Origin of the sequence: Streptomyces sp. ME02-8801-2C (genome assembly GCF_033793965.1) — a bacterium.
Lineage (GTDB): Bacteria > Actinomycetota > Actinomycetes > Streptomycetales > Streptomycetaceae > Streptomyces.
In genome coordinates, this window is record NZ_JARAXP010000002.1 from 510,304 (window position 1) to 529,041 (window position 18,738).

An 18,738-nucleotide genomic window follows, 5' to 3' on the forward strand; every position below is an offset into this window, starting at 1 on the left:
GCCGACAGCCGAGCAGGGCACTGAGCCCGGGTAGCGGACGGCGCCACCGCGGAGCACGGCCGGCCGAGCTCTGGGACATGATCCTCCTTGGGCGGAAGGATCTCAGGATCCTCCGGGACCTTGGTCGACCGCGAGATGCAGAACGGCTCGCGGGACATCGTCTGCCAGTGCAGCCCGGCTGGTCGACGTGCTGGGGAGTGGCAGTCGGCACTTCCTGAGGAACGGGCCGGTACTGCCCCGGCGGGGACGCCGCTCGGCCCATGGGGCCTATCGGCCCCCGACCGGGGACCTGCGGTCTCTGCGCCGTGGCCTTCCCCCGACACCACCCTGGGATCGGAACCCCGATTCAGGAGGTGGACAGCATGTCCCGCAACGTCACCGTGGGCCTCGACGGCTCGCCCGAGAGCCGCGCCGCTGCCGAGTGGGCGGCCCGTGAGGCGCGGCTGCGCGGCGCGCCGCTGCGGCTGGTGCACGTCTGGGAACCCGTCCCGGAGCCGATGGCGCAGGCCCCGCTCCTGGGCGCCGAGACGCAAGCGCACTGGAGCGAGCGAAGCGAGATGGGGGCACCCCCGGCCGAAGGCTGGGGGAGGATTCCGCGCGAGACGGCCGAGGGGCTCCGCCTGCGCCACCCCGGCGTGCATGTGGACAGGGAGCAGATTCCCGGCAGGCCGGTGGACGTCTTGGCGGAGGCGTCGAAGGACGCTGAGCTGCTGGTCCTCGGCTCGCGTGGGCTGAGCGGCATCGGCGGGTTTCTCGTCGGGTCCGTGGGCATGGCCGTGATCGCGCACACCGACACCCCCGTCGTCCTCGTGCGATCCGGAGAGCATGCCGCCGACGAGCACGAGAAGGACCCCGCGGGCATCCCGTCCGCCGCCACCGCGTACCGGCCCGTGGTGCTCGGCCTCGACACCGATCACCCCGACGACACGGTGATCGCCTTCGCGTTCGATGAGGCCGCCCGACGGCAGACGTCCCTGCGGGTCGTACACGGCTGGATCCTGCCGCCCTACTACGTCTCCAGCCTGCCCGCCGCCCCCGAGGTGGGCACGGAGCTGGGCCGGCAGGACGCCGCCGCTCTGGCCCAGGTTCTGAGCCCCTGGCGGCAGAAGTACCCGGCCGTCGAGGTTCTCGAGGAGTCCCGCCTCGGCAGCCCCGCCAACCACGTCATCGACGCCTCCCGCGAGGCATCGCTGGTCGTCGTCGGCCGCCGGATCCGCCGCAGCCCGATCGGCGCCCACATCGGACCCGTCACGCACGCCGTACTGCACCACGCCACCGCCCCTGTCGCCGTCATCGCGCACGACTGAACGCACCACCCGAGGGAGTGGAGATCATGGACGCAGCAGTCGACGGGCCCTCAGTGAGCCCGTGGTCGCCGGCGTGGACGGTTCCGAGCCGAGCCTGCGCGCCGTTGACCGGGCGGCCGACGAGGCCGTGCTGCGCGGGGTCCCGCTGCGGATGGTGTACGCCTGCCTGTGGGAGCGGTACGAGGGTGCCGCCCTCGCCCGGGACATCGGCAAGCCGACCAGGCTGCCCTTGGCCCAGGACGTGGTGGGCGCCGCAGCTCAGCGGGCACTCGCCCGCCACCCCGGCCTGCAGGTGAGCACCGACGTGGTGTTCGAGGAGCCGGAGTACGCCCTGGTCCGCGAGGCCCGGCACGCCTCCGCGGTGATCGTGCTGCGCGGCAGCCACGACAACCAGGCGACGCCCCCGGTCCACAGGCAGGTCGTGCTGGGCGTCGGCGAGGACGCGAAGGAGTCGGCGGCGGTGACGAGGTTCGCCGCCGAGGAGGCGCGACGACGCGGGGTGCCTCTGGAGGCCGTACGCGCCTGGCGCTGCCCCGCGCACGAGACCACCGACCACACGGCCCGCCACTTCGACGGCCCGGAGGTGCGCTGCACCATCGCCCTCGACCAGAGCGACGCCTACCTCACGGCCGTGGAGGAACGCGGCCGGGCCGCCGGCGTCGCCAGCCTCGAGACGCTGCTGCGGCCGGGTGCGATCGCCGTCATCGGCGCCGGGCGCACACCGGGCTCGGTGGGCCGGGCGGTTCTGCACCAGCTGCACGCGGGCGGCTACACCGGGCGCCTGTTCGCGGTGAACCCCGCAGCGCAGTCGATCCTGGGTGTGCCCTCCTACTCCTCGGTGAGCGCCCTGCCCCGAACCCCCGACCTCGCCGTGCCCGCCGCCGCGGTGCCGGCGCCCGCCGAGGAGTGCGGCAAGGCGGGCGTACGGGCCCTGCTCGTGGTCTCAGCCGGTCTCGACGCCGACCAGGCGCACGCCCTGCTGGCCGCCTGCCGCGCCCACGGGATGCGGCTCGTCGGCCCCAACAGTCTCGGAATCTCCCAGACCGATCCGGAGCTGCGGCTCGACGCCACCTTCGCCGCCGGGCATCCGCGCCCCGGCACGGCGGGCGTCGCCGTGCAGTCCGGCGGCGTCGGCATCGCCCTGCTCGACGGCATGTCCCGGCTCGGCATCGGCGTGTCCTCATTCGTCTCGCTCGGCGACAAGTACGACGTCAGCGGAAACGACATGCTCCAGTGGTGGGAGAGCGACGGTCGCACGGACCTCGCCCTGCTGCACCTGGAGTCTTTCGGCAGCCCGCGCGCGTTCTCCCGCACCGCCCGGCGCGTCACCCGCCGCATGCCGGTGCTGACCGTCGACGCCGGACGTACCGACGCGGGCCGCCGTGCCGCCGCCTCGCACACCGCGGCCGCCGCCACCCGCACCATGACCCGCGGCGCGCTGTTCACCCAGGCCGGCATCACCGCGACCCGCTCGGTCGGTGAACTCCTCGAAACCGCCGCGCTGTTGCACTCGCAGCCGCTGCCCGCAGGCAGCCGGGTGGCGATCGTCACCAACGCGGGCGGGGCCGGTGTCCTCGCGGCCGACGCCTGCGCCGAGGCCGGGCTGTCGCTGCCGGCGCCGACCTCCGAGCTGGTCGACGACCTGCTCGCCGTCCTGCCGGACGGGGCTGCGGTGGGCAACCCGGTCGACGCCACCGCCGCCGTCACGGAGGAACAGCTCACCGAGTGTGTGGAGCGGATCATGCGCTACGGCGGTGTCGACGCCGTCCTCGTGGCCCTCGTGCCCACCGCGGTCGCCGCGGCGACCGGCGACGATCTCGTCCGGGCCCTCACCGGCGCCCCCGGACGCCGGGCCAAGCCGGTCGTCGCGGTACGGCTCGAACAGGGCCTGCCCGTCGAGCTGTTGCCCGCCGCCGAAGGCGGCACCGTCCCGTCGTACGCCGAGCCCCACGCCGCGGCACGGGCGTTGGCCCATGCCGCCCACCGCGCGGCCTGGCTGGCCCGGCCCGCAGGGACTGTCCCCGACCTCGACCGCGTCGAGACGGAGCGTGCCCACGCGGTCGTCGAGGACTACCTCGCCGCACACCCTGACGGCGGCTGGCTCGAACCACGCACCTGCGCCGACCTGTTGGCCCTGTACGGCGTCCCGCAGATCCCGTGGGCCTGGGCCGAGACCGAGGACGAAGCCGTCCTGGCCGCCGACCGGCTGTGTGGCGTCGACGGACGCGTGGTCATGAAGGCGCACTGGCCCGGTCTGGTGCACAAGAGCCGGCAGCACGCCGTCCACCTCGACCTGCGCGGCGACTCCCGGATCCGGGCCGCGTTCCGCGACCTGGAGGCCCGCTTCGCCGGGCTGATGACCGGCGTCGTGCTGCAGCCGCTCGCCGACCGTGGCACCGAGTTGTTCGCCGGCGTCGTTCAGGACCAGGTGTTCGGCCCGCTCGTCCTGCTCGGCCTCGGCGGTACGGCCACGGAGGTACTGGCCGACCACGCGGCCCGGCTCGCCCCACTCACCGACCACGACGTGCACGACCTGATCACAGCCCCGCGCTGCGCCCCACTCCTGTTCGGCGCGCACGGCAACGGACCCGTCGATCGCAAGGGGCTGGAGCAACTGCTGCTGCGGCTGTCCCGCATGGCAGCGGACCTGCCGCAGCTCGCCGAGGCCGACTTCAACCCGGTCCTCGCGACACCGGACGGCGTCACCGTGCTCGACGCGCGAATCCGCCTGGTGCCGTCAAGGCCCCAGGACCCCTATCTGCGCCGGCTCCGCTGAGCGAAGCCGAGGAGGGAACAGACATGAAGCACAACAAGGTCGGCTCCGTGATGACCACGGATGTCGTCCGCGCCGAGTACGGCACCCCGTTCAAGGAGGTCGCGCGGCTTCTCGCAACCCACCGGATCAGCGGACTGCCGGTGGTCGACGAGGACGACAAGGTCATCGGTGTCATCTCCGAAACGGACCTGGTCGCACGCCAGGCCGCCACCCCCGACCCGTACGCTCCGCGCCGCCGCTTCACGTTCCCCGGGCTGACGCGCGGCACCCGACGGCAGGCAGCGAAGGTGCGCGCCCGCACCGCCGGCCGGCTCATGACCGCCCCGCCCGTCACCGCCCACGCCGACGACACCATCGTCGAGGCCGCCCGCACCATGGCCCAGCACCAGGTGGAACGGCTGCCGGTGCTCGACGAGGCGGACCGGCTGGTCGGCATCGTCACCCGGCGGGACCTGCTCCAGGTCTTCCTGCGACCCGACGAGGAGATCCGCGACGAGGTGATCGAGGACGTACTTGTACGCACCTTGTGGCTGGCGCCCCGCAGCATCGACGTGTCCGTGGTGCAGGGCGTTGTCACGCTCACCGGTCACATGGAACGCAAGAGCGAGACGGAGATCGCCTCGTCGATGACCCGCCGGGTCGACGGCGTGGTCGGCGTGGTCGACGAACTCACCTACCGACTGGACGACGCACACCTGCGCATCCAGGAACAGGCGCTCCACGGCGTGGCCGACGACTGGCTGCGCAGGACATGAGAGGAGGCGCACCGCCATGCCCAGCAGCGTGTTGGTCGCCTACGGGACGACGAACGGATCCACCGCGCAGATCGCCGAGGCCGTGGCCGAGGTCCTGCGCAAGGACGGACTGACGGTCGATGTACTGCCCGCCCAGTCCGTGGCGAGCGTGGCCTCGTACGAGGCCGTGGTGGTCGGAGGCGGCGTGTACGCCGGGCGCTGGCAGAAGCACGCCCGCCGCTTCGTCCGCCAGCACAGCCGTGCCCTGGCCGGACGCCCGCTGTGGATGTTCAGCAGCGGCCCGCTCGACGCCTCGGCCTCCGAGCGGGACATCCCGCCCGTACCCGGCGTGAAGAAGGCCATGACCCGGCTCGACGCCAGGGAGCACGTCACCTTCGGGGGCTGCCTGGAGGAGGGCGCGAAGGGATGGGTCGCACGGACGATCCTCCGCAACGGAAAGGGCGGGGACTTCCGGGACTTCACCGCGATCGAGACGTGGGCGGCGCACGTCGCCGACGAGCTGACGCACATGAGTGGCTGACGCTGTCGTGGATCTTGGAGATCGCTACATGGAGGGGCCCTTGCCCTCTCTCCGCCGATGATCCGGTCTGCTCGGGGAAGTCGGTGGGAATCTCCAGGACCGAGCCGCTGGATGCCGTGATGGTGCATCCCCCAAGGACGCGGTGCCGCTGGTGGTGTCGGAGCTGTTCACGAACGAGGTGCGGCATGCCGGCGGGTTGACCGGATTCCGGCTGAAGGCCGGGCCAGGAAAGATCGCGGTGACGGTCCACGATGCCGGCACCGTCCCGCCGCGCCGCCTGCCGCTGGAGGTCATCAGGCCGGGCGGGTTCGGCCGGCATCTCGTGCAGGAGCTGTTTGTGGACGTGCGGGTCGACGTCCACTCCACGGGTAAGACCGTGACCACCGTCGTACCGTGTCCTACCGGTGTCAGCCCGCGGGACTGAACGACTGCGGTCGGAGTGAGCACGCGACCGTGGCTCCGGCCCGGTGCCTCTCCACCGCCAAGGGACACCGGCGGCCTGGTGCAGGTCTCCCGGAGAGGGCCGCAGGTAGCGCGCGACGAGCGGGGACATGCACACGCTGCCAGGTTCGAATTCCACGTCCACGACTCCCTCAACGGCGCGGATCAGACGTGCCGCCACGGGGACCAGTGATGTGTCTCGGATGCGGCCGCTGATCGTCACGATCCCCTCCCGCACGGCCACACGTGCGGGGGACGTCGGCAGGGGGGTTCTCGGCGGTCAGGCTGCCGGCCTTGGTGAGGTCGGACAGGCGCCGCAGTTGGGTGTGGCGGTCGGGGTCGCTGTCGCGGAACTCCTCCTTGGGCGGCAGGTCGGCCTCGGAGACGACTCCGGCGACGCGGCCCTCGCTCTCCAGGACGGGAAGGGCGCTGACCTTCCCGTCGTGCATCATCCGCACGATCTCTTTGAAGGTGGCGCCGCGGCCGATGGCGGCGACGGTGTGCGTCATCACGTCATTCACGATGTGCGGGCTGCCGTGCATCGTGCCTCCCCGGGCGTTGTCGTCTCGATTCGTCGGCGTCGTCACAGGGTGCTGCCGCTGCCGTAGGGGGCGTACAGGTCGAGCAAGCGGGTGCGTGCCGAGTGCAGGCGGTGGGCGAGGACTCCGCCCACCCACTGGGCGACGCTCGCGCCGAGCGCGGGGTCGTCCTGGCACATCGATCGGATCGCGGTGGCGTCGAACTCGTAGGCGCGCACCGGACTGGTCGCCTCGGCGCCCAGGTGCCAGGTGTGCGGGGTGAACAGCCAGGACCAGCCGATGAGTTCGTTGTGGCGGAGGGTCCCGATGACGGCGGCCCGGCGGCCGGGCACGTGCATGTCGAGGGCGACGGTGCCCGTACGGATGATCCAGAACCGGTCGGCGTGGCCGCCCTCCTCGAAGAGGCGGGTGCCCTGGGGGAACGCCACCTCCCGGGCGACGTGCATCAGCCGCTGCCGGTGCTCGGCGGGCAGGGCCTGCAGCATGCCGGCCGTGGCGGGAGCGTTCATGACGTGCCTCCAGTCGGGGCGTGCGAACCTGCTGCTCCCAGCGTGTGCCCGAGTGCTGTGCCGGGCGATGGGCCACCCGGCCCCATGGCCGGGCCGCCCGGGCCCCGCGTCCGGGTCCATCGGCACTCTGTGCCGGAACCGTTCTGGTTGTTCGATGGAGACGAGAGACGACTTGGTGGATGGGGGTGTGCAGAGTGCCTACGTCACCGACCTCCGATTTCTGGAAGCTGTTCGCAGTTCTTCTGGTGGTCTCCACGGCGGTCGCTTTCGTGCTCGATCCCGGTACCGCAGCGAGCAGTGAGCCGGGAAACCACCCTGGAGGAACAAAGCCATGCGTATCGTCATCGCCCTCGGCGGCAACGCACTGTTGCACCGGGGCGAACACCCCGACGCCGATATTCAACAGGCGAACATCGACCGGGTGACCACGGCGATCGCCGGCCTCGCCCTTGAGCACGAGATCGTCGTCACCCATGGCAACGGGCCACAGATCGGTCTGCTCGCCGAGGAGAGCGCCGCCGATCCGGCACTGAGGGCTCCCTATCCGCTGGACCTGCTCGGCGCCCAGACACAGGGCATGATCGGCTCGCTGCTGGTCCGCGCACTGCACGACGCGCTGCCAGGGCACCGGATCGCCGCGCTGGTCACACACACCCTCGTACGGGCCGACGATCCCGCCTTCGGCCGGCCCACGAAGTTCGTCGGCCAGGTGTACTCCCGCAAGACCGCCGAGTCCCTCGCCCGCGGACACGGCTGGCACATCGCCAAGGACGGCAAGGGCTGGAGGCGCGTCGTCCCCTCACCCTCGCCCGAACGGATCCTGGAGATCGAGACCATCCACGACCTACTGGGAAGCCGCGCCCTGGTCCTGTGCGCCGGAGGCGGAGGTGTCCCTGTCACCGCCGACAACGACACCGGCGCACTGCACGGAGTGGAGGCGGTCGTCGACAAGGACCTCACGGCGGCTCTGCTCGCCGAGGACCTCAAGGCCGACTTCCTGCTGATCCTCACCGACGTCCCGTGCGTCTACGCCGGCTATGGCACCCACGACGCGCAGCCCGTCCTCGACGCAACGCCCGAGGATCTGCGCCGCGGAGGCTACCCCGACGGCTCCATGGGCCCCAAGGCGGAGGCCGCCGCCCGGTTCGTCGAACGTACCGGAGGGCTGGCGGCCATCGGTGCCCTCGACGCGGCGTACGAGATCGTTCACGGGAGGTCGGGGACGCTTGTGCGTCCTGACCTGATCGTCGGCTGAGATGCCGCCGACGAGCCCGTGGCAGGGGCCAACTCGCCGCTGGTGTTGGACCGTTCAAGTCGCGGGAGTTGTCCCGTGTATGCCGCTCGCTCGGTGAGGTGTGGCCCGTCCGGGCATGGCGGCGGGACTGCCGGCCCCTCACAGGGCCGTGGCCGGACACCCACGCTCGTAGGACGACTACCCCGTGTCCCGCGCCGACGCGTGAGGAGGACATCATGCACACCACAACCCTGGACGCCGTGATTCCGGAGACCTGCGTGTTGGCCGCGGTCGCCGCGCCCTCGATCCACAACACCCAGCCATGGCGCTTTTGCCTGGAGGCCGAGTCGGCCCACGTTCCAGGTGCGCGCCGTCCCTGAACGCGGCCTGCGGCACACGGACCCGGCAGGTCGCGCCCTGCATCTTTCGGTGGGGGCGTGCCTGTTGAATCTCCGGGTCGCGATCACGCACTCCGGATGGTCGCCGGTCGGGCGCCTGTTGCCCGCACCGGAGGGCCCTGGCCTGCTCGCCGTTGTCCGCTTGGTCGGGTCCGCTGCCCGGCGCCCGATGAGGCACCGCGCGGACCTGTATGAGGCGATCTGGAGCAGGCACAGCAGCCGTCTGCCGTTCTCGGGGCGACCGCTGCCACAGTCTCTGCGCAACGAACTCGGTGAAGCCGCCCGCATGGAGGGCGCACGGCTGTGGTTCCCCGACCCCGTCGAGACGGCGCGGCTGCTCCGCCTGACCGCAGAGGCCGAGCACCGCAACCGCGTCGACACCGACCGCGCTGCGGAGAGCAACCGCTGGGTGCACCGGGACGTGAAGCCGAATCCCGACGTGGGACTGCCGCAGGCGGCGCTCGGACCCCAGGACGCCCGCGAACACCTTCCCCTGCGGGACTTCACCGCGCAGCGGCACACCGAGCGGCTGGTCGCCCGACCGTTTGAGGCGGCACCCGTCGTCGCCGTGCTGATCACCGAGCACGACTGCCGCGCCGACTCAGGCGCTCCAGCACGTGTGGCTCCTCGCCACGGCACACGGTCTGCGCGCATCCCTGCTGCACCAGGCGCTGGAGTGGCCTGACCTGCGACGTTCCCTGAGCCCGACCCCCGGGCGAATCGGTCCCGTGCAGATGCTCATCCGCCTCGGCTACGGCCCCGAAGGCCCTGCGAGCCCGCGGCGCGCCCCGATCGCGGTACTCGATGAGACGCTGCCGAGTCGCTAGAACACCCGTCCGGCCATCAGCTCGTGGCGACGGCCTCCGACGTACGGGCCAGGGCCTCACTCAGGCTGGGGTGCAGCTCGAAGACGCCTGCCAGGCCCACGGCGCGAAGGATCCGCCGGAAGCCGGCGCTGTCGGTGACCAGCCGCAACCGGCCGTACCGTGCCTCGGCTCGGTTCCGTACCCGGCACAGGACACCCAGGCCGGTGCAGTCGATGAAGGCCGTGGAGCGCAGGTCCAGCACCAGATCGGGGTGCGGGTCGGCGGTCATGGCGTCCAGCCGGGCCGCGAGGTGCGGCGCGGTGAAGATGTCGATCTTGCCGCGCAGCTCCACGACGGTGGTTTCACCGACGGTGTGATCCGTGTGGTGCGGCGCGGACCTGGAGTCAATTCCGGACATGGTCCGAGACAACAGGGCATGGCGATGTGGCGGTAGGGCCGGCCGGCCCTACCGCCCGGTATCGACGAATCTGCCCCGCTCGATCGCGGCGTGACACGGGTCGTTCTCCGGCATGGCCGGGACCGATGGCCCCCTCACACCGGGCCTCACCCGGCTCAGGATGGCAAGACGCGTACCCGCTGTACCCGGCGAAAGACAGGCTGGCCGATGTACCCCAATGACGGATTCCGCGAACTCGGACGGCAGGAGTGCCTGCGGCTGATGGCCAGGGCGCCCGTCGGCCGCATCGTCTTCACACGCCGGGCCCTGCCCGCCGTGCTGCCGGTCAATTTCACCCTGGACGGCGATGGCGCGGTCCTGCTGCGCACCTCCGCGGCCTCGGAACTGGTCCGCGCGATCGACGGCGCGGTGGTCGCCTTCGAGGCCGATGACGTCGACGCGGCCAGGCACTCCGGCTGGAGCGTCGTTGTCACCGGCTCGGCCACGGTGGTGACCGACCCCGCCGAGCACGAACGCCTGGCCCGCACCGGTCCGGTCTCCTGGGTGCCCGCGCCGCAGGAGGTCTTCGTCCGCATCGAGCCCGAACTGGTCACCGGGCGTGAACTCATCGGCGGACGCACCCTGTACGGGGTGGACCTCACCGCCTGAACGTCCCGCTCGTCCTTCCAGGTTCACCCTCGTCCGGCCGGACTCCGGGGCCGTACGGCCCTGCGGGACGGGCCGTACGGCACGCCGAGGGGTTCCGTCGGCCTCTGCCCGCAGCGTCCGCGAACGATGAGCATCCTTCGTAGACCCGCCATGGAATCGACGATCAGTCGACCGGCGGCACTTCGCCACCGCCCTCGGCGCCGCCAGGGAGGTGAGCACCCCGCGCACGGAACAGAACGGAACAGAAGGGACAGGGCAATGACTGACCGTCATGTGGTCGTCGGCGTGGACGGTTCACTGGTCGCCGTACGGGCCCTGGACTGGGCCGCCGAGGAAGCGGTGCGCCGCGGCAGCGGGTTGCGCATCGTCTACGCCGTGGCCGACCGCGACGAGGCGGGGCCGGTTCTGGCGTCGGCCGCCGCACGGGTCCACGAGCGCCGTCCCGGTCTGCCGGTGGAGACCCGGGCCGTGGAGGACGGCACGGTGCGGGCGTTGGCGCGGGAGAGCGAGGACGCGGTCCTCACCGTCGTGGGCACCCGGGGGTTCGGCGGGGTCAGTGGCCTGCTGGCCGGCTCGGTGAGCCGGCGCCTGGCCGCGCATGTGCGCGGTCCGCTGCTGGTAGCCCGGGGGGACCATCCCCGTGACGAGGGGCGCGAGGTGCTGCTCGGCCTGGAGAGCGACGCCGATGAGGCTGCGGCCGCCTATGCCTTCCAGGAGGCGGCGCGGCGCGGAGCTCTGCTGCGTGTTCTGCACTCTGCTACGCACCGGCACACCACGCCCGAACTGCCCTCGCTGGTAGCCGCGACGAGCCCCGGCCAGGAGCGCCAGGCTCGGTACGGCCTGGCGGAAGAAGCCGTCCCGCGGTTCAGCATCGCCCGGCTGAGGGAGGCGTATCCCCAGATCGGGGTGGACAGCCGCACGGTCCGCACCGGCCCGGCCCGCGCCCTGCTGGCGGGCACGAGTGAGGCCGGCGTCGTGGTCATCGGAACGCGCCGGCGCGCGGGCCGGCTTGGTCCACCGGTCGGCCCGGTCGCGCACGTCCTGTTGCACCACTCCCACTGCCCCGTGGTGCTGGTGCCGACGACCGGACGACGGGCATCCGGGTCCCAGGATGGCCCGGTCGGCCCTGTCGGGTACCCGGCGGGTCGGGAAGGGTGAGGAGGTACGGACCCGCATGTACCTCCGACCGACCCCGATCCGGAAGGGACCCCATGATGTCCGTTGACACGCCGCAGGCGCCTGCCCCGCTCTCCGACGACGAGCTGAGGATGCTGGACGCCCACTGGCGCGCCGCGAACTATCTGTCCGTCGGCCAGATCTACCTCATGGCGAACCCCCTGCTGAGCGAGCCGCTGCGTCCGGAGCACGTCAAGCCGCGGCTGCTCGGTCACTGGGGCACCTCGCCCGGGCTGAACCTCGTGTACACCCACCTCAACCGCGTCATCAAAGCCCGCGGCCAGGACGCCCTGTGCATCTGGGGCCCCGGTCACGGCGGCCCCGCGGTGGTCGCGGGCTCCTGGCTGGAGGGCTCGTACACCGAGACCTACCCGGACATCACGCGGGACACCACCGGGATGGGGAGGCTGTTCAAGCAGTTCTCGTTCCCCGGCGGCATCCCCAGCCACGTCGCGCCCGAGACGCCCGGCTCCATCCATGAGGGCGGGGAACTCGGATACTCCCTCTCGCACGCCTACGGGGCAGCGCTGGACAACCCCGGCCTACTGGTCGCCTGTGTCGTCGGCGACGGCGAGGCGGAGACCGGCCCCCTGGCCGCCTCCTGGCACTCCGACAAGTTCCTCGACCCCGTCCACGACGGCGCCGTCCTGCCGATCCTCCACCTCAACGGCTACAAGATCGCCAACCCGACGGTGCTCGCCCGGCTCCCCGAATCCGAACTCGACGAGCTCCTGCGCGGCTACGGCCACGACCCCCTCCACGTCACCGGCGACGACCCGACCGCAGTCCACCGCGCGATGGCGAATGCCATGGACACCGCCCTGGACCGCATCGCCGCTTTCCAGCGCGCCGCCCGCGAGGACGGCGCGACCGAGCGCCCGCGCTGGCCGGTGATCGTGCTGCGCACCCCCAAGGGCTGGACCGGCCCGGCCGAGGTCGACGGTGTCCCGGTCGAGGGGACCTGGCGCGCCCACCAGGTTCCCCTGGCCGCTGTCCGCGACAACCCGGAACATCTGCGGCAGCTGGAGGATTGGCTGCGCTCGTACCGCCCCGAGGAGTTGTTCGACGAGTACGGCCGACCCGTCCCCGACGTCCTGGCCTGCGTCCCGGACGGCGCCCGCAGGCTCGGCGCCACCCCGCACGCCAACGGCGGACTACTGCTGCGTGAACTGCCCCTGCCCCCGCTGGAGCGGTACGCGGTCTCCGTCGACAAACCCGGCGCGACCCTGCACGAACCCACCCGCGTCCTCGGGGACCTGCTGGAAGACGTCATGCGCGCCACCACCGACCGGCGCGACTTCCGCCTTGTCGGCCCCGACGAGACCGCCTCCAACCGCCTCCAGGCCGTCTACGCGGCCAGCGGCAAGGCATGGCAGGCCGGCACCCTCGACGTGGACGAACACCTCGACCGGCACGGCCGGGTGATGGAGATCCTCTCCGAACACACCTGCCAGGGCTGGCTGGAGGGCTATCTCCTCACCGGGCGGCACGGCCTGTTCTCCTGCTACGAGGCGTTCGTGCACATCGTCGACTCCATGGTCAACCAGCACATCAAGTGGCTGCGCGTCACCCGCCGCCTGCCCTGGCGCGCTCCCATCGCCTCCCTCAACTACCTGCTGACCTCGCACGTGTGGCGGCAGGACCACAACGGCTTCTCGCACCAGGATCCCGGTTTCGTCGATCACATCATGAACAAGAGCCCCGAGGCGGTACGGGTCTATCTCCCACCGGATGCCAACACGCTGCTGTCCGTGGCAGATCACGCGCTGCGCAGCCGCGACTACGTCAACGTCATCGTCGCCGGCAAACAGCCCTGCTTCGACTGGCTGACGATGGAGCAGGCCAAGGTCCACTGCGCGCGCGGCGCCGGGATCTGGGAATGGGCCGGTACCGAGGACGGCAGCCGCGAGCCGGACGTGGTGCTCGCCGCGGCGGGCGACGTGCCCACACACGAGGTACTGGCCGCCGCCCAGCTGCTCCGCCGCCACCTGCCCGAGCTCGCCGTCCGCGTTGTCAACGTGGTCGACATCGCCCGGCTGATGCCGAGCGAAGAACACCCGCACGGCATGACCGACTTCGAGTACGACGGGCTCTTCACACCCGACAAGCCGGTGATCTTCGCCTACCACGGCTACCCGTGGCTGATCCACCGTCTCGCCTACCGCCGCACCGGCCACAAGAACCTGCACGTGCGCGGCTACAAGGAGATCGGGACCACGACCACGCCGTTCGACATGGTGGTCCGCAACGACCTCGACCGCTACCGCCTGGTCATGGACGTCATCGACCGCGTCCCCGGCCTGGCGGTGCGCGCCGCAGCCGTACGCCAGCGGATGGAGGACGCCCGGCTGCGCCACCACGACTGGATCCGTGTCCACGGCACCGACCTGCCCGAGGTCGCCGACTGGGCCTGGGACGGCTGAGCGCCTGTTCGTTCCTGGCATCGAGAGATCTCAGCCGTGACGTGGCAGCGACTCGCCGTCCTGCGGCGGCCGTTCGTGGTCCCGGGAGCGTCGCCGAGCCCGTATGGTCCACGAGGTTGCCTTCGACCACCCGGTACCGCCCAAGCGCCGTCGGCAGATCACTTCAGCGACCGCAGGAACGGGCACAGATCGATGCCAACGGGGCCCGAGGAGGGGGCCGTTCGGCCCGCCTGCCGGGCCCTGCAGCCCCTCTGCCGGGCGCTGACGACGCGGGACATTGAAGGCGCAACGAGAGTCGTCCACCTTCCGCGCTTCGCACCCCTCGAAAGGGATGAGCATCATGGCAGTGCACGACCATCCCCACCGGCATCCGGGATTCCGCTTCCCGTCCCTGCGCAGGGCGGGGACGGCTCCCACCTCCACCGACGAGACGACCGCCGCCGCGACGGCAACCCGTGCGTACGTGTTCGCCGGGCTGCGCCTGCTGACCGGGTTCGTCTTCCTGTGGGCGTTCCTCGACAAGACCTTCGGTTTCGGCTACGCCACCGGCTCCGGCAAGGGCTGGATCGACGGCGGCTCGCCCACCAAAGGCTTCCTCGGCTCGGTCGCCGTCGGCCCGATGGAGTCCACCTTCCACGACTGGGCCGGGGCCGCCTGGGCCAACTGGCTGTTCATGCTCGGCCTCCTCGGCGTCGGCCTTGCCCTGATCGCCGGCATCGGCCTGCGGCTCGCCGCGTTGGCCGGCACCGCCATGATGGCGCTGATGTGGATCGCGGAGTGGCCGCCGGCCAAGCATCTGTCCGACGGCTCGGTGAGTATGTCGACCAACCCGTTCGCCGACTACCACCTCGTCTACGCCGTCGTCCTGATCGCCCTCGCGGCCGCGGGCGCCGGCGCAACCTGGGGTCTGGGCAGGGCCTGGGCGCGACTGCCCTTCGTCAGCCGCAACCGCTGGCTGCTCTGAGGACCGCATGCTCGTCATACCGGGGCACCCCCGCCCGTCGGCGGGGGTGCCCCGGTCGCTCCCCCGCCGGCTCGGTGGGGCGAGACGTGGCCTGACCGGGCCCAACGGCCCGGCAAGCGAGGGACGGATGGCGCACCGGGGGTACGCCGACAGGCCCTCCCCGCAGGCATCGCGAGTGACGAGGATCGACAGTGCAGACGTTCACGCGCAGAGCGAGGGAGAGACCGGCGATGACGGTAACGGTGACAGCTGGACCCCGGGCGACAACCGAGGCATGGCAGGGCTTCGCCGGTACGCACTGGCGGGCCCAGGTCGACGTGCGCGACTTCATCCAGGCCAACTACACGCCCTACCAGGGCGATGCGGGTTTCCTGGCCGGCCCGACCGAGCGCACCCTCGTGGTCTGGCACAAGATCAGCGCGCTGTTCCCGGAGGAGCGGCGCATGGGCATCCTGGACGTCGACCCGGGCAATCCGTCCACGATCACCTCGCACCGGCCGGGTTTCATCGACCGGGACCGCGAGCTGATCGTCGGCCTGCAGACCGACGCCCCGCTGCGGCGGGCCATCATGCCCAACGGCGGCCTGCGGATGGTGGAGAACGGGCTGAAGGCGTATGGCTACCAGGCTGACCCCTTCGTCACCCGCGTCTTCAGTACCTACCGCAAGACTCACAACGACGGCGTCTTCGACGCCTATACCCCCGAGATGCGCGCCGCCCGCAAGGTCGGCATCATCACCGGGCTGCCGGACGCGTACGGCCGCGGCCGGATCATCGGCGACTACCGTCGCGTCGCGCTGTACGGCACCGACCGGCTGATCGAGGCCAAGCGGGCCGAGCGGGCCCGGCTGGACGCGCGGCCGTCCAGCCCGGACGTCATCCGCGACCGCGAGGAACTGGCCGAGCAGGTCCGGGCGTTGGGCGAGCTGGCCGAGATGGCGGCCTCGTACGGCTGCGACGTCACCCGCCCTGCAGCCACCGCACACGAGGCCGTCCAATGGCTCTACCTCGGCTTCCTGGCCGCGGTGAAGGAGCAGAACGGCGCCGCGATGTCGCTGGGCCGCACCTCCACCTTCCTGGACGTCTACCTCCAGCGCGACCTGGACGAAGGGACCATCGACGAGACCCGCGCCCAGGAGCTGATCGACGACTTCGTGATCAAGCTGCGGATCGTACGGTTCCTGCGCACCCCCGAGTACGACGCCCTCTTCTCCGGCGACCCCACCTGGGTAACCGAGTCCATCGGCGGCATCGGCACCGACGGGCGCCCGCTGGTCACCCGCACCTCCTTCCGCTTCCTGCAGACGCTCTACAACCTCGGCCCCGCCCCCGAGCCCAACCTGACCGTCCTGTGGTCGCCGCGGCTGCCCGCAGGCTTCAAGGAGTTCTGTGCCCAGGTCTCCATCGACACCAGCGCCATCCAGTACGAGTCCGACGACTTGATGCGTCCGCGCACCGGGGACGACACGGCGATCGCCTGCTGCGTGTCCGCGATGGCGGTGGGCAAGCAGATGCAGTTCTTCGGCGCGCGGGTGAACTTGGCCAAGGCGCTGCTGTACGCGGTCAACGGCGGCCGGGACGAGATGACCGGAGAGCAGGTCGCCCCCGAGGCGCCCGCGCTGACCCGCGAATACCTGGACTACGAGCAGCTGCGGGCGGCGTACGACCACATGCTCGACTGGCTCGCGGCCACGTACGTCGACGCGCTCAACGTCATCCACTACATGCACGACAAGTACGCCTACGAGCGCATCGAGATGGCCCTGCACGACCACCCGGTGCACCGCTTCATGGCGTGCGGCATCGCCGGCCTGTCGGTCGCCGTGGACAGCCTGTCCGCCGTCAAGTACGCGCGCGTGAAGGTCTTCCGGGACGCCACCGGACTCGCGGTCGACTTCCGGACCGAGGGGGAGTTCCCGGCGTACGGCAACAACGACGACCGCGCCGACAGCATCGCCGTCGACCTGGTGGAGTCGTTCATGGCCAAGGTGCGCAAGCACCCCACCTACCGGGACGCCGAGCACACCCAGTCGGTGCTGACCATCACCTCCAACGTCGTCTACGGAAAGCACACCGGCAACACCCCCGACGGACGGCGCGCGGGCGCCCCGTTCGCGCCCGGTGCCAACCCGATGAACGGCCGGGACCGGCACGGCGTGGCCGCCTCGGCCCTCTCCGTGGCCAAGCTCCCGTACGAGCAGGCCCGGGACGGCATCTCACTGACCACGACCATCACGCCCGAGGGACTGGGGCACGACCCAGCCGAGCGCGCGGGGCATCTGGTCGGCATCCTGGACGCCTACATGGCCTCCGGCGGGTTCCACATGAACGTCAATGTCCTGGACCGGGCGATGCTCGAGGACGCGATGGAACACCCGGAGAAGTATCCGGAGTTGACGGTCCGGGTCTCGGGCTATGCCGTCAACTTCGTCCGCCTGACCCGCGAGCAGCAGCTCGACGTGATCAGCCGCACCTTCCACGGAGCGCTGTGAACACCACGGTCGAGCCGGTGACGGGCCGGGTCCACTCCTGGGACCTGTCCACAGGAGTGGACGGTCCCGGGACCCGGTTCGTGCTGTTCCTCAGCGGCTGTCCACTGCGCTGCCTGTACTGCGCCAACCCGGACACCTGGCACATGCGCGACGGTAAGCAAAGCACCGTCGACGAGGTGATGGCCGAGATCGAGAAGTACCGGCCCTTCATCACCACCGCCGGCGGGGGAGTGACCCTCACCGGCGGCGAGGCCCTGCTGCAGCCCGCGTTCACGGCCGGGATCTTCCGCCGCTGCAAGGAACTCGGCCTGCACACCGCCCTGGACACCTCCGGCTTCCTCGGCACCCGCGCGACCGACGAACTCCTCGCCGACACCGACCTGGTACTGCTGGACATCAAGTCCTTCGACGTCCGGACCTACCGGAAGCTGACCGGCGGCGACCTCGCCCCCACCCTCAACTTCGCCACCCGCCTGGACCGGCTCGGCGTCCCGGTGTGGATCCGCTACGTCCTCGTGCCCGGCTGGACCGACGACCCGGCGGCCATCGACGGGCTCGGCGGGTTCCTCGCCGGACTGGGCAACGTCGACCGGGTGGACGTCCTGCCCTTCCACAAGCTCGGCGCCCACAAGTACGAGGCGCTGGGGATCTCCTTCCCCCTGCGCGACACACCCGCGCCGGATCCGGAGCTGACGGAGCGGGTGCGCGAGCAGTTCCGGGAGCACGGTCTGCGGGCACTGTGACCTGCAGGGAGCTACCCGGCGCGGGGGCCGGCGTGCTGAGGGCCTGCACACACCAGGCGTGGATCGCTCCGCGTGCCCTCGCCGTACCGCCGGCGCCGCCATCGACTGGACGGCGGGCCGGGCCGTGGCATCCGGGCGTCGAGGTGCGTGAGCAGGCCGTCGTCGGCGGCGCGGGCCGCCACCTCGTGCACGCTTCGCGGGACGCGGCCCGGGTCGTCGTCGGCCGGAAGAACCGCCGCTCGTCGGCCGGCGGCCACATCGGCCCGGTGGCGCACGCCGCATTCCAGCACGCCTCCGCGCCGGTGGCGGTGGTCCCGCACGACTGAGTCGAACAGGGCGCGTGGATAGCGCTCGGTGAACAGGACGACGAAGAACGCGATCCCGCTCACCACAGGTGAAGGCGATCCACGGGAAGAACAGCACGACGTAGTGCGGGATGAGAAGGATCCGGGGGTCATGGCTATCAACCCCGAGGGACTGGAACGACGGCAGTCCTCGTAGCCTCGGCCGCGGACCACATCGCCGTGTACCCGGTCGGAGTGCAGCCGACGGCCCGCAAACCCGACGCCGGGCCTTCATCCGAGGCCCC

The 18,738-nt window shown here is 71.4% G+C and carries 15 protein-coding genes and 2 pseudogenes; 14 read left to right on the plus strand and 3 right to left on the minus strand.

Annotation, left to right across the window (positions count from 1 at the left end; genetic code table 11):
* Window positions 1-362 precede the first annotated feature (362 nt).
* From PV396_RS06915 to PV396_RS06935, 5 genes are all read left to right on the plus strand, one after another.
* Window positions 363-1,307: a universal stress protein gene (locus PV396_RS06915; protein ID WP_319201480.1), complete on the plus strand. Its 945-nt coding sequence runs from the start codon at window positions 363-365 to the stop codon at window positions 1,305-1,307.
* A gap of 61 nt (window positions 1,308-1,368) precedes the next feature.
* Window positions 1,369-4,083, plus strand: coding sequence for an acetate--CoA ligase family protein (locus tag PV396_RS06920; protein WP_319201482.1), 2,715 nt, complete (start codon window positions 1,369-1,371; stop codon window positions 4,081-4,083).
* Between the two features lie 23 nt (window positions 4,084-4,106).
* Window positions 4,107-4,838 (plus strand): CBS domain-containing protein, encoded by a 732-nt coding sequence (locus tag PV396_RS06925; protein ID WP_319201483.1) that lies wholly within the window; start codon window positions 4,107-4,109, stop codon window positions 4,836-4,838.
* A 16-nt stretch (window positions 4,839-4,854) separates the two neighbouring features.
* On the plus strand, window positions 4,855-5,358 hold the full coding sequence (locus PV396_RS06930; RefSeq protein ID WP_319201485.1) for a flavodoxin domain-containing protein: 504 nt from the start codon (window positions 4,855-4,857) through the stop codon (window positions 5,356-5,358).
* A 142-nt stretch (window positions 5,359-5,500) separates the two neighbouring features.
* Window positions 5,501-5,782, plus strand: a complete 282-nt coding sequence (locus tag PV396_RS06935) for an ATP-binding protein (RefSeq protein WP_319202341.1) — start codon at window positions 5,501-5,503, stop codon at window positions 5,780-5,782.
* Between the two features lie 144 nt (window positions 5,783-5,926).
* On the opposite strand, the pseudogene PV396_RS06940 reads toward PV396_RS06935, so the two are convergent.
* A pseudogene (locus tag PV396_RS06940) lies at window positions 5,927-6,341 on the minus strand (CBS domain-containing protein); the annotation flags it as partial.
* Window positions 6,342-6,382: 41 nt separating this feature from the next.
* Window positions 6,383-6,847, minus strand: a complete 465-nt coding sequence (locus tag PV396_RS06945; RefSeq protein WP_319201487.1) for a cyclic nucleotide-binding domain-containing protein — start codon at window positions 6,845-6,847, stop codon at window positions 6,383-6,385.
* Window positions 6,848-7,178: 331 nt separating this feature from the next.
* Between PV396_RS06945 and PV396_RS06950 the strand changes: the two genes are divergently transcribed.
* Both PV396_RS06950 and PV396_RS06955 read left to right on the plus strand, forming a co-directional pair.
* Complete coding sequence (locus PV396_RS06950) at window positions 7,179-8,102, plus strand: carbamate kinase (protein ID WP_319201489.1); 924 nt, start codon at window positions 7,179-7,181, stop codon at window positions 8,100-8,102.
* 215 nt (window positions 8,103-8,317) lie between these two features.
* Window positions 8,318-9,306 (plus strand): annotated as a pseudogene (locus PV396_RS06955) (Acg family FMN-binding oxidoreductase).
* Between the two features lie 16 nt (window positions 9,307-9,322).
* Here PV396_RS06955 and PV396_RS06960 read toward each other — a convergent pair.
* Window positions 9,323-9,703 (minus strand): STAS domain-containing protein, encoded by a 381-nt coding sequence (locus tag PV396_RS06960; RefSeq protein ID WP_319201491.1) that lies wholly within the window; start codon window positions 9,701-9,703, stop codon window positions 9,323-9,325.
* A 207-nt stretch (window positions 9,704-9,910) separates the two neighbouring features.
* On the opposite strand from PV396_RS06960, the gene PV396_RS06965 reads away from it, so the two are divergent.
* The 7 genes from PV396_RS06965 (at window position 9,911) to PV396_RS06995 (ending at window position 18,475) form a co-directional block, all read left to right on the plus strand.
* Window positions 9,911-10,351, plus strand: a complete 441-nt coding sequence (locus PV396_RS06965; protein WP_319201493.1) for a pyridoxamine 5'-phosphate oxidase family protein — start codon at window positions 9,911-9,913, stop codon at window positions 10,349-10,351.
* Between the two features lie 258 nt (window positions 10,352-10,609).
* Entirely contained in the window at window positions 10,610-11,509 is a 900-nt protein-coding gene (locus PV396_RS06970; protein WP_319201495.1) for a universal stress protein, read from the plus strand.
* A 56-nt stretch (window positions 11,510-11,565) separates the two neighbouring features.
* Window positions 11,566-13,950, plus strand: a complete 2,385-nt coding sequence (locus PV396_RS06975) for a phosphoketolase family protein (protein WP_319202282.1) — start codon at window positions 11,566-11,568, stop codon at window positions 13,948-13,950.
* Window positions 13,951-14,290: 340 nt separating this feature from the next.
* Window positions 14,291-14,914, plus strand: coding sequence for a DoxX family membrane protein (locus PV396_RS06980; RefSeq protein ID WP_319201496.1), 624 nt, complete (start codon window positions 14,291-14,293; stop codon window positions 14,912-14,914).
* 230 nt (window positions 14,915-15,144) lie between these two features.
* On the plus strand, window positions 15,145-17,406 hold the full coding sequence (gene pflB / locus PV396_RS06985) for a formate C-acetyltransferase (protein ID WP_319201498.1): 2,262 nt from the start codon (window positions 15,145-15,147) through the stop codon (window positions 17,404-17,406).
* A complete protein-coding gene (gene pflA / locus PV396_RS06990; protein WP_319201500.1) occupies window positions 17,403-18,149 on the plus strand; it encodes a pyruvate formate-lyase-activating protein in 747 nt (248 codons plus the stop codon). Before pflB ends, pflA begins: the two co-directional genes overlap by 4 nt.
* A 143-nt stretch (window positions 18,150-18,292) precedes the next feature.
* Window positions 18,293-18,475, plus strand: a complete 183-nt coding sequence (locus PV396_RS06995; protein WP_319201502.1) for a hypothetical protein — start codon at window positions 18,293-18,295, stop codon at window positions 18,473-18,475.
* Window positions 18,476-18,738: the final 263 nt, after the last annotated feature.

Bases quoted from the DNA above. Each gene is read 5' to 3' on its own strand.
- PV396_RS06965 (WP_319201493.1), top strand. From the start codon at position 9,911: ATGTACCCCAATGACGGATTCCGCGAACTCGGACGGCAGGAGTGCCTG.
- PV396_RS06925 (WP_319201483.1), top strand. From the start codon at position 4,107: ATGAAGCACAACAAGGTCGGCTCCGTGATGACCACGGATGTCGTCCGC.
- PV396_RS06950 (WP_319201489.1), top strand. From the start codon at position 7,179: ATGCGTATCGTCATCGCCCTCGGCGGCAACGCACTGTTGCACCGGGGC.
- PV396_RS06970 (WP_319201495.1), top strand. From the start codon at position 10,610: ATGACTGACCGTCATGTGGTCGTCGGCGTGGACGGTTCACTGGTCGCC.
- PV396_RS06975 (WP_319202282.1), top strand. From the start codon at position 11,566: ATGTCCGTTGACACGCCGCAGGCGCCTGCCCCGCTCTCCGACGACGAG.
- PV396_RS06915 (WP_319201480.1), top strand. From the start codon at position 363: ATGTCCCGCAACGTCACCGTGGGCCTCGACGGCTCGCCCGAGAGCCGC.
- PV396_RS06930 (WP_319201485.1), top strand. From the start codon at position 4,855: ATGCCCAGCAGCGTGTTGGTCGCCTACGGGACGACGAACGGATCCACC.
- PV396_RS06960 (WP_319201491.1), bottom strand. From the start codon at position 9,703: ATGTCCGGAATTGACTCCAGGTCCGCGCCGCACCACACGGATCACACC.
- PV396_RS06945 (WP_319201487.1), bottom strand. From the start codon at position 6,847: ATGAACGCTCCCGCCACGGCCGGCATGCTGCAGGCCCTGCCCGCCGAG.
- pflB (WP_319201498.1), top strand. From the start codon at position 15,145: ATGACGGTAACGGTGACAGCTGGACCCCGGGCGACAACCGAGGCATGG.
- PV396_RS06980 (WP_319201496.1), top strand. From the start codon at position 14,291: ATGGCAGTGCACGACCATCCCCACCGGCATCCGGGATTCCGCTTCCCG.